Origin of the sequence: Heliobacterium mobile (assembly GCF_009720735.1) — a bacterium.
GTDB classification, from domain to species: Bacteria; Bacillota; Desulfitobacteriia; order Heliobacteriales; family Heliobacteriaceae; genus Heliobacterium; species Heliobacterium mobile.
Window position 1 is genome coordinate 106,782 of the sequence record NZ_WNKU01000007.1, and the last position, 15,293, is coordinate 122,074.

Sequence of the window (15,293 nt, forward strand, 5' to 3'; positions counted from 1 at the left end):
ATTGCCCGAATTACCGGAAGTAGAAACAGTCCGGCGTTCCTTGGCTTCCCGGGTGCTCAACCGGACGATTGTTCATGTAGATGTACGGCTCCCGAAGATGGTCACTTCCCCGGCAGGCCGGCCCTTTGCCGATGCGCTCACAGGTCGGCCTATTGTCGAACTCGGCCGTCGCGGGAAATATCTCCTCATACACTTGGACCAAGAAGAGACGCTGGTCATCCACTTGCGTATGACGGGCCGGTTGGTTCATTGTCAAAGCGACGCACCAGAACCGGCCCATACGCATGTCGTCTTTGCCTTAGACGATCAGAGCCTGTTGCGTTATACCGATGTGCGTCAATTTGGCACACTGGCCATCATGGATAGGGCGAACGCTCTAAACTGTCCGGGAAGAACGGCCTTAGGCCCCGAACCGCTGGAAATTTCCTATGAGCACTTCTGCCAAGCCCTGGCCTCCCGAAAAACAAAACTGAAACCGCTTTTGCTGGATCAACGTTTTCTCGCCGGGCTGGGCAACATTTATGCCGACGAGGCACTGGCCCGGTCTGGACTTCATCCCGATCGCAACGCAAATTCCCTGGATGATGAGGAGAGCAGACGGCTCTATGAGAGTGTTCAGGCCGTCTTGCAAGAAGGGATTGACGCGAAAGGGACATCCTTTCGGGATTATGTAGACGGGGAAGGAAAGAAAGGCGAGTTTCAGGAAAAACTTTGGGCCTACGGTCGAGAAGGGGAGCCTTGCCGGCGCTGTGGGACAGCGGTGGTGCGGGAAAAACGGGGAGGACGGAGTACCCACTTTTGTCCTTTGTGCCAGATATAAGAAATCGGGGCGTTGGTTTCGTTCGCTAAGGATTCTGTCTTTATCAAGGTGGAATATATGGCGAAAGGACTATTGCGCCGCCGAGGTAAGACCTCTATTAGCAAGGATGTTTAGATAACGATGAGCAACCGGATTATCATCCAAAGCAAAAACCTGGCCCTCAATTACGGTTCACGCCGGGTTTTTGAGAATGTGTCGTTTATTATTCATGAAGGAGACAAGGTCGGGCTGGTTGGCCCCAACGGGGCCGGGAAGACCAGCCTCTTTCGTGCACTGACTGGGTCGGAAGAGCCCTCAGAAGGCACTTTGAACTGGACCCAAGGTGTTCGAGTCGGCTATTTGCAGCAGGTGAGGACACCACCAGCGGGACAGACGGTCTTTACGGCGGCCTTGGAGGAACTCGCCGATATCCTGGCGATGCGCACGGATATCGCTCGCTTGGAAAAAGAGATGGAGCGGCCTGATGTGCTCAACGATGAAAGCGCCTTAGAGAAGGTAATGAGCGCTTATGCAGACCTGACCCACCGCTATGAGGAAGGCGGCGGATACGGCGCTGAGGCTAAGGTACGATCGGTCTTAAAAGGCCTGGGCTTTACCGACGACGACTTCCAACTGTCGGCAGAGGTGCTTTCTGGTGGCCAGAAGACGAGACTGGCTCTGGCCCGTCTACTCTTGCGGCCTTATGACCTGCTCATGTTGGACGAACCGACGAACCATCTGGACATCATTGCAACGGAATGGCTGGAAGATTATCTTCAAAGTTACCGAGGGGCTGTTTTGGTCATCTCCCACGACCGGTATTTTTTAGATAAGGTCAGTGGACGGATTTTCCATCTCGAAATGGGCTGCCTTACTGTTTACCCAGGCAACTACAGCCGCTTCCTGCAGCTCCGGGAAGAGGCGATGCTGGCTCAGAAACGGGCTTTCACCAAGGACCAGGCGGAAGTGTCTCGGATTGAGGAGTATATCCGGAGAAACAAAGCCGGCGTGAACGCCAAGCAGGCTCGCGGTCGGGAAACGTTGTTGGCCCGGCGCGAGCGCATCGCCAAACCGGTGGAAAGCATGCGGCTGCAGGATTTGAAGTTCATTCCGCAGACGGCCAGCGCCGAACAAGTGCTGGTGACTCACGAGTTGGCAGCCGAATACCCCGGCAGACCCCTTTTCTCGAACCTGGACTTGACGGTCCGGCGGGGCGAGTGTATCGCTGTTTTAGGCAAAAACGGCGTCGGCAAAACATCTTTATTCAAAGTTCTCTTAGGAGAACTGCCGCCTGCTGAGGGAGACGTCCTTTTCGGTGTCCGGGTGAAACCGGCCTATTACGCCCAGGAGCAGGAACACCTGAACCCAGACCAAAGGGTACTCGATGCCGTCCGGAGCATGCGACCCATGACAGAGGAACAGGCGCGAACGCTGCTGGGTCGGTTTCTCTTTCGCGGAGAAGATGTTTTCAAGCCTATCGGTGTGTTGAGCGGCGGTGAAAAAAGCCGCATCGTACTGGCCCAACTTTTTTTGACGGGTGCGAACTTGCTGCTTCTCGATGAACCGACGAACAACCTCGATATCGGCGCGAAGGAGGCTTTAGAAGAGGCTCTGGCCGACTTCCCAGGGACACTGATGGTGATATCCCACGATCGCTTTTTCTTGGACCGTCTGGCCGACCGTGTATTGGAATTGGCCGATGGCCGTTTTACGGAGTATCTCGGAAATTACTCCGATTACCGGGCAAAAAAACTAGAGTTGGAAGTGGCCGCTAAGGAAGCGACGAGCAAACTGGAAGAGGCGAAACAAACTTCGATCGCTTCAAAGGTAGTTAAGGACAATGATCACCAACGGAAGATCTCAAACCCTTGGAAACGGGAACAAGCCTTAAAAGAAGCGGAAGCCCGGATTTCCCAGTTGGAAGCAAGGTTACAGGAACTGACGGAAGCCTTGGCCTCCGAGGAGACATACCGCGACGGTGAGTACGCCCGGAAGATACAGGAAGAGTTTGAGGCTCTTCAAAACAAGTTGACTGAGGCTTATGCAGAGTGGGAAACTGTGATGGAGTCGTTCTAGTAAAAGTCTGAAAGGATTTAACCTGCCATAGGTCTGATGCTCTCTCTCGGTACCTTTTCCGGAAGACGCCATAGTATATGGGGGAAACGGTGTCAGCCCGGGAGGGAGTAATCGTGACGGTTTGGTCGTTGTTAGGATTGGCGATCGCCTTAAGCTTGGATGGTTTTGGAGCAGGTATCGCCTACGGAATCAAGCGGATTCGTGTCCCCTTATTTTCCCTTTTGGTCATCTGTCTTTGTTCAACCATTGCCATGGCTGTGGCCCTATTGGCAGGGCATGGTTTAACTACGTTGATCCCCGGAGAATGGGCCGGCAAATTGGGCGGACTTATCCTCATCATGCTGGGTCTTTTTCAGCTTTTGAACACACTGAAAGACAGTTCTAATCATCAGATCGCCCAAGAAGATGTGACGGAAAATGCATCGGAGTTGGAAGCAGAGCAGATCCTTTCAATTACGCTGCGACCCTTTGGCCTCGTGATCCAAGTACTGAGGGAACCGACTCGAGCTGACTTGGACCACTCTGGCGAATTAGTCCCACGAGAAGCCCTTTTGCTGGGTATCGCTTTGAATATGGACGCCATGGCTGCTGGGCTCGGCGCTTCCATGGTCGGCAGCCTGCCCTTGTTTACACCTCTGGTGGTGGGATTGACGCAACTGCTCTTTGTAAGCACCGGTGTTTATTTTGGTCATCTCCAAGCACGGTGGGCCGGGGGGACTTGGATCGCCTACGGTTCAGGTTTAGTTTTGTTATCCCTCGGTATCGGTAAAATCTTTTTCTAAATAACCTCTTGAAAGTCGACTATTCTTTGTGAGTTTCACATAAATATGTTTAAGGAGAGAACTCCGTGAAAGTTGTCGGTTTGACGGGCGGTATCGCCAGCGGAAAAACGACTGTCGCCAATCACTTGCGAAAGCTGGGGGCGGCAGTCATCGATGCCGATGTGGTCGCTCGCCAAGTCGTCATGCCTGGAGAGCCAGCATGGAAAAAAATTCGAGGAATTTTTGGACCAGATGTATTTCGCCCGGATGGTACGCTCGATCGAGTTGCCTTGGGGCGAATTGTCTTTTCCGATCCAACGGCTCGCCAACGCCTGAACGATATTACTCACCCTTTTGTATTTGAGGTCTTTCGCCGCAGAACGGAAGAGTTGGCCCGTGAAGGAAAGACGGTGGTGATCTGGGATGTTCCGCTGCTGCTGGAGACCGGCATGGATCGCATGACAGACGAAGTCTGGGTGGTGGCTATTGATGAAGGCACCCAGCTTCATCGTTTGATGGAACGGGACAGGCTCGATGAGACGGCAGCAAGAGCGCGCATATCCTCCCAAATGCCTCTGGTCGAAAAGGTAAAGAAGGCCCATAGAATCATAGACGCGAAGGAACCTTTAAACCTAATGTTGCAAAAAGTAGAACGCTACTGGAAGGAGGCGTCTGGTGAGGCTTGACTTCCCACGCACCCGATGGATCAGCCGAATCGTCGCTACCGTCCTCGTCTTGGGCCTGGCAGGTAACTTCATATGGTTCAGCCCTTGGGTGCAAAAATTACTATATCCTGTTCCCCATAAACAACTGATATTCAAATATTCCTCCGAATATCGGATCGATCCCTACCTTGTGACAGCTATCATTCGTCGAGAAAGTAAATTCTTTTATTGGGCGGAAAGTGCCAAAGGAGCCAAGGGTCTCATGCAGATCATGCCCCAGACGGCCCAATGGGTGTCCAAACAGATTCCGCTGGCAGGTTACAGCGATGAACAGCTGTATGAACCGGAAACGAACATTCGTATCGGCTGTTGGTACCTAGCCAGCCTTAAAGAGGAATTTAACGGTAATATTCCGATCATGATCGCCGCTTATAATGGCGGCCGAGGCAATGTGCAGCAATGGATTAAGGAACAACGATGGTCTGGCAAAGAACATACCCTGGAAGACATACCGTTCCCTGAGACCCGAGAGTATGTGAAGGCTGTCTTGCATGATTATTACATGTATCACGAACTCTACGATTAGCTGGCTTTTTCGTTAGGGAGCTCTTTACAAAAGAACCGTGAATAGACTGAAGGACAGGTTCATATTAGTCCATTGTAAGGCCATAATAGTACTGCATTGGCTAATTATCGTTAAGCCGGGGGACGAAGATGGACTTACGAGAGGTATTAACCATTATCGGTAGGGTTTTCGTGATCTACCTTTCAGTTCTCGTGATCATGCGTGTCATGGGCAAGCGGGAAATCGGCAAGCTTTCGCCTGTCGACCTTGTCGTGGCGATCATGATCGCGGAACTGGCAGCTATACCTATGGAAGATCCCGAAATACCCCTTCATCACGGATTGATCCCCATCGGAATTCTGGTACTTGCTGAAGTGACTTTTTCTTACATCGCTCTAAAATCACCCAGAGCAAGAGATTTACTCAACGGTTCCCCTACGGTCATCATAGAAAACGGCAAGATATTGGAAGGGGAGATGCGTAGAACACGGTATAACTTGAACGATTTGATGGCCCAATTGCGGGAAAAGAATGTACCGAACATTCATGATGTTGAATTCGCCGTTCTAGAGACATCGGGGAAACTGAGTGTCATCCCGAAGTCACAGAAACGTCCGCTGACGCCGGAGGACCTGCATATCCCCACAGAGTACGAAGGGTTGCCTGCACCGCTGATTCTCGATGGTCAAATAGACTATCGAAACCTTCGAGCGATCAAACAGGACGAAGAATGGCTGCTGAAAGAAATGGATAAAAAAGGAATCAGAGCGGTGGATGAGGTCTTTTTTGCGGCGATTGACACGAAAGGGAACTTTTTTGTCAGCAAAAAACTGGAGTAACCGAATCAAACTTACTCATCCATACCACAGTTCCCTGCCATGCCGGCTATAAGGAGCCGGCTGCGAATTACATAAGTCCTTATCGCCTTAGGAGCGACCGTAAGAACCTATCCAATAGGTTGCGGCTGGAATAAGTCGGTAAAGGGCTGATTCTCTCTTGACGTTATACCAGCTAGGGACTGCAGAGAAAAGTTTTTCTTCAGAAAATAACTGATTTTAACAGGAGCATTGACGATACCCCGCTTTTTTCGGTACAATACACAAGGATAGTTCTTGGTTCCACTATTGACCAAAATTACCAAACAGAAAAATGTGCCCTGACCCCCAACGGGAGGGATAGGGAAAGGAGAGAGTTGAGCCTTGGAATTGTTGGAGGCTCTTTTTCCACAGAGATACGACATATTCATGATACCTGTTCAGTTCATGATCATCTTCTGCACCTTCTACTACTTATTTCTTGCCATTTTCGGTTTCTACCGAAAAAAGGAAAATCCCCCGGCGGCCCCTCAGAAAACCTTCGCGCTTGTCGTCGCTGCTCATAATGAGGAGTTCGTCATCGGTCCTCTCGTCGAAAACCTAAAGAACCTTGACTATCCAAGAGAACTGTATGAGATTTTCGTTGTTGCCGACAACTGTACCGACAAGACCGCCCATATCGCCCGTGAAGCCGGAGCCCAAGTGTACGAACGGTTCAACCGTCAAGAACGAGGCAAGGGCTATGCCCTCGAATGGATGTTTGAAAAGATTTTTCGGATGGAACGCCACTTCGACGGCATCTGCATTTTTGACGCGGACAACCTCGTCAAAGCGAACTTTCTGACAGAAATGAACACAAAGATGGTCGAAGGCCATCAAATTATCCAATGCTATATCGATTCGAAAAATCCCTTTGATACCTGGGTCACAGCTACCTTTTCCATCGCTTTCTGGTACACGAATCGACTTCTTCAACTGGCTCGTTATAATCTCGGACTTTCCAACCTGCTCGGCGGCACGGGCATGTGTATTGCCACGAACCTGCTGAAAGAATACGGTTGGGGCGCCACTTCCTTGACAGAAGACCTTGAGTTCTCCATGAAAGCGCTGATGAACGGCATCAAAACCTCCTGGGCTCATGATGCCATCATCTATGATGAAAAGCCTTTGACATTTAAACAGTCTTGGAACCAGCGCAAGCGCTGGGCTCAGGGACATGTGGATATGTTCATGCGCTATTTCTTGAAGATGGCCTGGAAAGGTTTTACGACAGGCAACTTCTCGATGATCGATGGTGCTATGCACCTCTTCCAGCCCTTACTGGTCATTATCGTAACCATTTTCCTGGTCATCAGCAGTATTGAACCCTTTGTTTCGAGCTATACGCAGGTATTCAGTACCGTCTATGACCAACGATTGTGGATGATCCTTTCTTATATCCAACTGTTGCTGCCTCTGGTAGCTCTCATGCTCGATAAGGTGGATCGCCGCTCCTATAAATGGGTCCTCATATACCCGGTTTTCATCTACAGTTGGATTCCTATCTGCTTCCTCGGTTTCTGGAACCGCAATAAGCGCGAGTGGAGCCATACGGTGCATACACGGGGACTATCCTACAACGAGGTCATTAAGTAGTGGAAAATCATGACATAACCATGTTGGAACAGGGAAGGGAGACGAAAGTCTCCCTTCCCTACATTTTAATGCAAAATTTTTGTTTATTTTTTCGGAGTCTCTGGTATAATAAATTCGGTCTTTGACCGATAATAAAATAAGTCTCTGGAGGTATGCCGATTATGCTTCCCGTACCGAAGAAATACTTTACGACAGCTGCGGCTGCGGAGGGAAAAAGTAAGCTTACGGCGTTCGATAACGCCCTGTTAAAAGCCGGCATCGGCAATGTGAACTTGGTGCGGGTCAGCAGTATTCTGCCTCCCGATTGCGAGTACACGCCGGGAATGAAGATTCCCTACGGCGCTTTGGTCCCCACAGCTTACGGTTCCATCATCTCTGATATCCCCGGGGAAACGATCGCTGCTGCCATCGCCGTCGGCGTGTCGCCGGACAGCTTTGGTGTGATCATGGAACTGACGGGCAAATTCTCGAAAGAAGAAGCCGAAGCCCGCATCACGAAGATGGTTCAAGAGGCGTTCGAAGTCCGCGGTATGGAACTGAAGGAAATCAAAGTCAACGCTGTAGAACATACCGTTGAAAAGATAGGTTGCGCCTTCGCCGCTGCCCCCCTTTGGTACTAAATCTCGCATCGTCCATTGAAACACCTGCCTGCGTGAGATGCAGGCAGGTGATTTCATTCGGAGACCTCTCTAAAGCTAACGTAACTTAATGATTAAGAAGTTATTTTTTGATAAGAAGATACCGCTAGAAGGAGTAATGCAAGATGTCTTCAGGGTTCTTTTACACAGAAGAACAAACGCCCAACCTGCGCTACAGCTGCAAAATCAACAAAACATTACACACAGAAACGACACCCTTTCAAGAACTGGCCATGATCGATACGGTTCAATGGGGACGTATGCTCGTGTTGGACAACATGGTCATGACGACGATCAAAGATGAGTTCGTCTACCATGAGATGATCAGCCATGTAGCACTGAACACTCACCCCAATCCTAAAAAAGTCATGATCATCGGCGGCGGCGACGGCGGCGCGATCCGAGAAGCCGTGAAGCATGAAAAGGTAGAAAAAGCCGTTCTCTGCGAGATTGACGGCCGCGTCATCGAAACGTCCAAGGAATACCTTCCCGAGATTGCTTCGGCCCTCTTTGGTCATCCCAAAGTGGAAGTACTCGTCGCTGACGGCGTCAAACATATCGAAGAAAATGAAGGCGAATACGACGTCATCATGGTCGATTCGACAGAGCCCGTAGGACCGGCGGAAGGCCTCTTCGCCGCAGACTTCTACAAAGCCGTTTACCGTGCCTTAAAACCGGATGGCATCATGGTCGCCCAGACGGAGTCGCCTTTTGTCAACGCCGAGTTGATCTCCCGCGTCTTTAAAGACATCAAGGGCATCTTCCCGATCACGAAGCTTTATCTCGCTTCTATCCCCACGTATCCTTCCGGTCTGTGGAGCTTTACGATCGCTTCGAAAGTATACGATCCGGAAGCTGTCGACGTCAGCACGATTCCGGAACGGGATACGAAGTACTACACTCCGGCTCTGCACAAAGCTGTATTCTCACTGCCGAAGTTCGTTCAAGACTTGCTTAAGTAAGCCCTCACGATTAAGGCGGAATGATCTTAAGGGAATAATCAACCAGTAAAAAAGAATTGACGACAGGGGACAACTTCGCTATAATATCCCTTGTCGGCACGGAGCAGTGGTGTAGAGGCCTAACATGCCAGCCTGTCACGCTGGAGATCGCGGGTTCGAATCCCGTCTGCTCCGCCAGATGCCTCGGTAGCTCAGTCGGTAGAGCAGAGGACTGAAAATCCTCGTGTCGGTGGTTCGATTCCGCCCCGAGGCACCACTTGCGGGAATAGCTCAGCGGTAGAGCATCGCCTTGCCAAGGCGAGGGTCGCGAGTTCGAATCTCGTTTCCCGCTCCATAACAACAAAGTCGCCACCACGAAAATCCGAGGTGGCGTTTATTTTTGAGATCAATGAAGCTTTCGCCGTGCGATAATCCGGTACTCTTTTCCGTCGTGACTGCCTTCGGCATGATAATCCATGCCGTTACGGTCGAGAAAGGCTAAAATGCTATCGGCCTGGTGGGCGTCGTTCGCTTCCAGAGAGATAATCAGTTCATCACCGTCTTTCAGTCGCTCGATCATGTCCCCAATCTTATGGACGTCGGCGGTGAAGATGATGTCCCCTAAATGGGTAAAAATGTCTGCCATTATCTCAACTCCTTCCCCGTAGATATCTATTGACGATCTTAGTAATCCCTTGACGGCAGCTTCTTAAATCTGGTAAAATTTAAATACTACGGCGGCATCGCCAAGTGGTAAGGCAAAGGTCTGCAAAACCTTTATTCCCCGGTTCGAATCCGGGTGCCGCCTCCAATCGCTTTTTCACGACAAATACGCCGGAGTGGCGGAATTGGTAGACGCAAGGGACTTAAAATCCCTCGGTCCGCAAGACCGTGCCGGTTCGAGTCCGGCCTCCGGCACCACTTCATACATAAAAGCACACTATAAGGTGTGTTTTTTTTGTTTACTGGGAAATTTTCTACGTTCGAATCTAACTGCTAACGAGAGATTTCGACAAAAATATTGTTTTTATCCCGCTGGTAAATAAAAGAAGTAGACGCTATAATAAATTGTGTCCCTACACTGTTTCCCCTGCAGGAGAGACCGAAACGCCTGCAGGGGGATTTTTTTGTTTTTTCGGCTGAACAAGAATATCTGTTGGGCCTATTTGTATTTATCCACATTCTTCAAGACTTAAGGAGATTTGCGAATGGCCCTTGAGGAAGAGTGCGGAGAGACTTATTCCAGTTGTGAATCCACCTGCTCAGAGGTATACTAAAAAAGTGGTTTGAAACAGGGCCAATGAAAGTTGAAGGATCGAACATAGCTTCCGTATCGAATATACATCGATAGGAGTGTTTTTATGTTTGTTTACCGCGTTGCATATCGGTGGCCCAATGGTGAAGTGGAAGGCTTCTTAGGGATTGGTGCTGAAAAGGATATTGCCGAGGCCGATGCTCGGGAGCGCATCGCCAGCCGAATCCGGATTCTAAAACAAAAAGGATTGGTGCCGTCGAACGCCATCTTTAACGAAAAGGCGCTGATCACTTCGGAAGAACAAGTGACGGATGAGGAATACGGGATCATTCAGAACGATTGGGATAGCCGGGTATTGATGGATTCTCGCTGAAATAACCGAAAAGATGACGAAGAACCTCCTTTTTTGCTGGATAAGCAGAAGGAGGTTTTTTGCGAAAAACTGTTTTTATCATCCCTTGTGAACCAATGGGTCTCGAAGCTTTTTTATTCCGGCGTCCTTAGTAACTCGATTATCGTATCTGACAAAATATTCCTATTAGACCTTGCGTATTCATAGGGAGGCAATTCGAGTGGATAAAAGGGCCTTAAAAAATTTTGCTCTCTCCGCTAGAAAGCAACTTATCGAAGAAATCCGACACAAAGCAGATCAGCTTTTGGGAATAACCGAGGGGGAGTTAACCTCAGAGGAGGCAAAAAAACGACGGTTTCTCGTCGAGGAAACAGCTTTGTCTTGGTTTATTCGTTTCTGCGTCTTATGGTACATGGAAGTGAATGATTATTATCCTGCAGGCGTTAAAATCCTGTCGTTGAAAGACCCAAATTCTGTTCAAATAAACTCGGAGATAATCGCACCTGATGACCAAGAGAGGATTTCTCATTACATACAGCGCGGCGATGAGGAGGTCTTGTACCGATACCTCCTCATCTTGCAATGGAACGTCCTAGAGCCCTTTTTTCCCGAATTGTTTGAGACGATCGATGAAAGAGCAGAGAGGCTGCTTCCCTCAAATTTACTATCCCGAGGATCTGTCATTCGGAAACTGGTCGAGAGCATCGACGAGGCGGATTTTCAAGAACAGGTTGAAGTCATCGGATGGTTGTACCAGTTTTACATCTCCGAGAAAAAAGACGAAGTCTTTGAAGGACTAAAGAAAAACATCAAAATTTCAAAGGATAAGATCCCTGCTGCTACCCAGTTATTCACGCCGGAGTGGATCGTGCGCTATCTCGTGGAAAACTCTTTAGGTCGGTTGTGGATGGAAGCCCACCCCAATGAAGCGTTGCAAGCCAAGTGGCCTTATTACCTCGCTGAAGAAGAGCAGGAAGATGACGTTCGTGCGGAGTTGAAAAAAACCTGGGTAGCTGGCAGGGGGTTACAGCCTGAGTCGATCAAAGTGCTCGATCCCTCTGTTGGGGCCGGGCACATGCTCGTCTACGCTTTCGATGTTCTTTATGATATCTACCAAGCTGCCGGTTACTCGGAAAGGGATATCCCCGCTTTGATTCTAGAAAAGAACCTCTTTGGCTTAGATATTGATGATACATCGGTAAAGCTGGCTGCTTTTGCTGTATTGATGAAGGCGAGGAGCAAAAACCCTCAGATTTTCGAAGATAAAATCAATTTAAATATATGTTCTATCCAGGAAAGCAACAATTTTTCCCGAAGCGCTATCGATGCATTTTTTAGCTCTCATCAGGAAGACCTTACAAGAATCCTCGATCTCTTTCAGGACGCAAAGGAATTCGGATCGATTCTAGAGATTCCCCCGGTACATCTCGATGCGATGGAAGCTAGGCTGAAGGAAATAGGTGAGAAAATTATTGGTCATAAGGGGCTGGAACAGAACCGGAATGAAATTAGGAAAAGTGACAGCGAGCTGATTGAAGAGGAGCCGAAGGAAATAGGGGAAGCTCTTCGGCAATTGACGTCGCTCGTAAAACAGGCGAAGATCATGGCGCAAAAATATGACGTGGTGGTAACGAACCCTCCCTATATGGGTCGTAAAGGGATGGGGAAAAAACTTGTCCAGTACGTCGACCGCCATTATCCCGATAGCAGCAGTGACCTTTTTGCCGTGTTTATCGAAAAAGGGTTTCGCTGGTGTAAGCCTCATGGGTTCAACGCCATGGTTACGATGCAATCATGGATGTACCTGCGGTCCTTCGAAAAGTTTAGAGCCTCTATCCTTTCGCAAAAGACCATAGGGTCGTTGCTGCATATGGCCAATATGGTCATGGGTATCGCTTTCGGTACATCGGCGACGGTCTTTCGTAACCGTTCTATCCCTTTGTTTAAAGGACGATATCTGTATATAGAACCTGAAGGGATGGAAAAAGAACATCCGAAAGTGTTCCCGCCGCCTCACAGTCGAAACAAAGCGATCGCTCAGCATGTGTTCGAAAAATTACCGAACCGGTCGATCGCCTACTGGTTGACTGAAAAAAGCTACGCCTTGTTCCAGGACGCACCCCCTTTAGATGCTTTTGGGAAGTGCTGCAAAGGCATCGATACGGGCGATAACGCCCGGTTTCTCCGGTTGTGGTACGAAGTGAAAAAGGGGGACATTAGATTTACTGCGAAAAACGTCGAGGAGGCACGAGAGGGAGGCTATAAATGGGTTCCATACAACAAAGGCGGCAGCTTTCGCAAGTGGTATGGTAATAATGAATTCGTTTTGAACTGGCAAGATGAGGGCCAGGAATTGCGAAGCTTTGCCCAATCGAACCTGCGAAACAAAGAATATTACTATGTCCCAGGGATCACTTGGTCAACGGTTACATCGGGCAGTTTCAGCGCCCGTTCCTTTGGCTATGGCTATTTGTTTGACAATGGCGGAAGCTGTTTTTTTTGCGAAGAAGACAAACGGAACTACTTTCTGGGGCTCTTAAATTCTAAGTTGATTTTTTTGATCGATTGCCTCAACCCAACCATCAACTATCAACCGGGTGATATCGCCCGGTTGCCTGTGGTAGAACCTGATGAACATATCCTATCCCAGGTCAATGCGCTCGTGAGGCAGAACATAGAATTGTCCCAGCGAGACTGGGACACCCAGGAGATTTCTTGGGATTTTGCGCGGCACCCTTTGCTCATGCATAAACAGGAGGGGGACAGCTTCGAGGAAGCTTTCCAACGTTGGGAAGGTTTTGCCGAAGGACAATTTAAGCGGTTAAAAGCGAACGAAGAGGAACTGAACCGGGTATTCATCGATTTGTACAGTTTGAAGGGTGAACTGGCACCGAACGTGCTCGATAAGAATGTTTCCATCCAAAAAACCGACGCCCTTCGCAATGTCAAATCCTTTTTGTCCTACGCTATCGGCTGTATGTTTGGCCGGTATTCGCTCGCCCAAGCTGGTCTGATTTATGCGGGCGGCGATTTCGGTGAACGATGGCGGCAGAATAAGGCTGAACGGAGTTGGGAGGTTAAGGTAAAAGATGCAGGCTGGGTGAAAACTGCCTTTGGTCCCGTTGAAGATAATATTGTTTTCATCGCCAATAGCGAAGTGCGAGCCAGTTGTGGCGAAATCATAGCTGGCGGACTTTCATCAGAGCATGATATCGTCCACCGGTTTGTACAGTTTATGGGTGAATCCTTCGGTATCGAGCGGTTAGAAGAGAACTTGAACTACGTCGCTCGGATTTTAGGAAAAAAATCAGCGGAAACGGCCCGGCAGGCTATCAGACGGTATCTTCATAATGATTTTTTCAAAGATCACCTTCAGGTTTATCGGAAAAGGCCGATCTACTGGCAGTTCAATTCGGGACCATGGAAGGGTTTTCAGGCCCTTATCTACATGCATCGCTATGCTCCGGAAACACTGACGAACCTGAGAGCGGTATACTTACCCCTGCAGATAGGCATGTATGAAGCCGAACTGAGGAGATTAGAAAGCTCTGAAATTTCGAATCCGGAAAAAAGTGCTCTCCGTAAAAGGAAAGAGATAATTTGGGAACAGCTGAAAGAATGCCATCGATTCAGTGAAACACTGGGCCGTCTAGCCGAGCAAGCCCTTTCCCTTGATATCGATGAGGGCGTGCAAGTGAACTACTTCAAACTGCAATCGGTTTTAGCCAAGATATAAGATGTTTTTCAAGTGCTTAGCCCCGTCTTCTAGAGCCTTTTTGGCTTGGTCGAAATGATCCAGCAAGCTGGCAAAGCCGTGAATCATTCCGTTGTATCGTCTCAATGTAACAGGGACACCCGCTTCCTCCAATTTTTTCGCGTACATTTCTCCATCATCGCGGAGGGGATCATACTCGGCGGTGATGATCATCGCTGGCGGCAGTCCATGGTGGTCAGGGTAGAGCAGCGGAGAAGCGTAGGGATTTTTTCTGTCTTCACCGTCGCGAAGATAATGCCGGGCAAACCATTCCATCAACTCAATGGTGAGAAGAAAGCCTTTGCCGAATTCACGAATAGACTCGGTTCCGCCAAGAAAATTCGTAGACGGGTAATAGAGCAGTTGGTAGACGATTTTGGGAAATCCTTTTTCTTTGGCTTGAATGGCGACGACGGTAGCCAAATTTCCACCGGCATTGTCTCCACCGACTGCAATGCGCTCTTTGTCCAGGTGGAATTCCTCGGCGTGATCATGCACCCAGGTGACTGCGTCGTAAGCATCTTCCAAAGCGGCTGGAAATTTATGTTCCGGCGCTAACCGGTAATCGACGGAGACAACGGCACAAGGGGTAATTTGGGCCATTTCGCGGCAGAAGGCGTCATGGCTGTCGAGATTACCTACGACAAATCCACCGCCGTGGAAAAAGACCAGAACAGGGTGGGGGGCACTGCCTTTTGGCGTATAGATTCGCATAGGGATCTCCCGCCCATCGACGATAGCGGTATGGTTTTCGATCTTTTGCAAGTTGCCTATGTCGTTTTCATCGATCGGCCCGATGTGCATCATTGAGGCAGCGCGTATCATACCTGGCGAGAGCATGCTCAAGGGAAAAGTTCCGGTAAAAGAAGAATGTTGTAGAAATTCCTTGACTTGTGGATCGAGGGTCACTTGATGAGCCTCCTTATACTCGCTATTCTTCTTAAGGATCCATAAAATGTGATAAAACCATACCACTGAATCGCAGTTTGTGGGTGGAAAGTGGTGGGAGCAGTTTTGCCATGAGAAGAATGCTTTTT

The 15,293-nt window shown here is 49.2% G+C and carries 13 protein-coding genes and 5 tRNA genes; 16 read left to right on the forward strand and 2 right to left on the reverse strand.

Translation table 11 applies throughout. The features are described 5' to 3' along the window. Nucleotide 1: 1 nt before the first annotated feature. The 12 genes from mutM (at nt 2) to GJ688_RS08210 (ending at nt 9,250) form a co-directional block, all read left to right on the forward strand. A complete protein-coding gene (gene mutM, locus GJ688_RS08155) occupies nt 2–820 on the forward strand; it encodes a DNA-formamidopyrimidine glycosylase (RefSeq protein ID WP_155476054.1) in 819 nt (272 codons plus the stop codon). Nucleotides 821–940: 120 nt separating this feature from the next. Next, nucleotides 941–2,875 (forward strand): ABC-F family ATP-binding cassette domain-containing protein, encoded by a 1,935-nt coding sequence (locus GJ688_RS08160; RefSeq protein ID WP_155476055.1) that lies wholly within the window; start codon nt 941–943, stop codon nt 2,873–2,875. Nucleotides 2,876–2,988: 113 nt separating this feature from the next. Next, nucleotides 2,989–3,657, forward strand: coding sequence for a sporulation membrane protein YtaF (gene ytaF, locus GJ688_RS08165; protein WP_170291793.1), 669 nt, complete (start codon nt 2,989–2,991; stop codon nt 3,655–3,657). A 65-nt stretch (nt 3,658–3,722) separates the two neighbouring features. Then, nucleotides 3,723–4,322 (forward strand): dephospho-CoA kinase, encoded by a 600-nt coding sequence (coaE, locus tag GJ688_RS08170; protein ID WP_170291794.1) that lies wholly within the window; start codon nt 3,723–3,725, stop codon nt 4,320–4,322. Further along, entirely contained in the window at nt 4,312–4,887 is a 576-nt protein-coding gene (locus tag GJ688_RS08175) for a lytic transglycosylase domain-containing protein (RefSeq protein ID WP_328597336.1), read from the forward strand. Before coaE ends, GJ688_RS08175 begins: the two co-directional genes overlap by 11 nt. A 128-nt stretch (nt 4,888–5,015) precedes the next feature. Then, entirely contained in the window at nt 5,016–5,705 is a 690-nt protein-coding gene (locus GJ688_RS08180; protein WP_155476058.1) for a DUF421 domain-containing protein, read from the forward strand. 405 nt (nt 5,706–6,110) lie between these two features. After that, nucleotides 6,111–7,316 (forward strand): glycosyltransferase family 2 protein, encoded by a 1,206-nt coding sequence (locus tag GJ688_RS08185; protein WP_155476115.1) that lies wholly within the window; start codon nt 6,111–6,113, stop codon nt 7,314–7,316. Nucleotides 7,317–7,477: 161 nt separating this feature from the next. After that, a complete protein-coding gene (locus GJ688_RS08190; protein ID WP_155476059.1) occupies nt 7,478–7,936 on the forward strand; it encodes a pyruvoyl-dependent arginine decarboxylase in 459 nt (152 codons plus the stop codon). Nucleotides 7,937–8,079: 143 nt separating this feature from the next. Beyond that, nucleotides 8,080–8,916: a polyamine aminopropyltransferase gene (gene speE, locus GJ688_RS08195; RefSeq protein WP_155476060.1), complete on the forward strand. Its 837-nt coding sequence runs from the start codon at nt 8,080–8,082 to the stop codon at nt 8,914–8,916. A 100-nt stretch (nt 8,917–9,016) separates the two neighbouring features. Continuing rightward, nucleotides 9,017–9,093 (forward strand) — tRNA-Asp (locus tag GJ688_RS08200). A 3-nt stretch (nt 9,094–9,096) separates the two neighbouring features. Beyond that, nucleotides 9,097–9,172, forward strand: a tRNA-Phe gene (locus tag GJ688_RS08205). A 3-nt stretch (nt 9,173–9,175) separates the two neighbouring features. Continuing rightward, nucleotides 9,176–9,250 (forward strand) — tRNA-Gly (locus GJ688_RS08210). Between the two features lie 51 nt (nt 9,251–9,301). Here the strand turns inward: GJ688_RS08210 and GJ688_RS08215 are convergent. After that, nucleotides 9,302–9,541: a hypothetical protein gene (locus GJ688_RS08215; RefSeq protein ID WP_155476061.1), complete on the reverse strand. Its 240-nt coding sequence runs from the start codon at nt 9,539–9,541 to the stop codon at nt 9,302–9,304. A gap of 90 nt (nt 9,542–9,631) precedes the next feature. On the opposite strand from GJ688_RS08215, the gene GJ688_RS08220 reads away from it, so the two are divergent. From GJ688_RS08220 to pglX, 4 genes are all read left to right on the forward strand, one after another. Further along, nucleotides 9,632–9,706, forward strand: a tRNA-Cys gene (locus GJ688_RS08220). A 22-nt stretch (nt 9,707–9,728) separates the two neighbouring features. Next, nucleotides 9,729–9,816, forward strand: a tRNA-Leu gene (locus GJ688_RS08225). Between the two features lie 440 nt (nt 9,817–10,256). Next, the gene (locus GJ688_RS08230) at nt 10,257–10,523 is read left to right on the forward strand and encodes a hypothetical protein (RefSeq protein ID WP_155476062.1); all 267 of its coding nucleotides are present in this window, start codon (nt 10,257–10,259) and stop codon (nt 10,521–10,523) included. Nucleotides 10,524–10,722: 199 nt separating this feature from the next. Then, nucleotides 10,723–14,238, forward strand: a complete 3,516-nt coding sequence (gene pglX, locus GJ688_RS08235) for a BREX-1 system adenine-specific DNA-methyltransferase PglX (protein WP_170291795.1) — start codon at nt 10,723–10,725, stop codon at nt 14,236–14,238. Here pglX and GJ688_RS08240 read toward each other — a convergent pair. Beyond that, complete coding sequence (locus GJ688_RS08240) at nt 14,224–15,165, reverse strand: alpha/beta hydrolase (RefSeq protein WP_155476064.1); 942 nt, start codon at nt 15,163–15,165, stop codon at nt 14,224–14,226. The two genes, pglX and GJ688_RS08240, sit on opposite strands and share 15 nt — an antisense overlap. Nucleotides 15,166–15,293: the final 128 nt, after the last annotated feature.

Bases quoted from the DNA above. Each gene is read 5' to 3' on its own strand.
- GJ688_RS08160 (WP_155476055.1), top strand. From the start codon at position 941: ATGAGCAACCGGATTATCATCCAAAGCAAAAACCTGGCCCTCAATTAC.
- GJ688_RS08180 (WP_155476058.1), top strand. From the start codon at position 5,016: ATGGACTTACGAGAGGTATTAACCATTATCGGTAGGGTTTTCGTGATC.
- GJ688_RS08185 (WP_155476115.1), top strand. From the start codon at position 6,111: ATGATACCTGTTCAGTTCATGATCATCTTCTGCACCTTCTACTACTTA.
- GJ688_RS08190 (WP_155476059.1), top strand. From the start codon at position 7,478: ATGCTTCCCGTACCGAAGAAATACTTTACGACAGCTGCGGCTGCGGAG.
- speE (WP_155476060.1), top strand. From the start codon at position 8,080: ATGTCTTCAGGGTTCTTTTACACAGAAGAACAAACGCCCAACCTGCGC.
- GJ688_RS08215 (WP_155476061.1), bottom strand. From the start codon at position 9,541: ATGGCAGACATTTTTACCCATTTAGGGGACATCATCTTCACCGCCGAC.
- GJ688_RS08230 (WP_155476062.1), top strand. From the start codon at position 10,257: ATGTTTGTTTACCGCGTTGCATATCGGTGGCCCAATGGTGAAGTGGAA.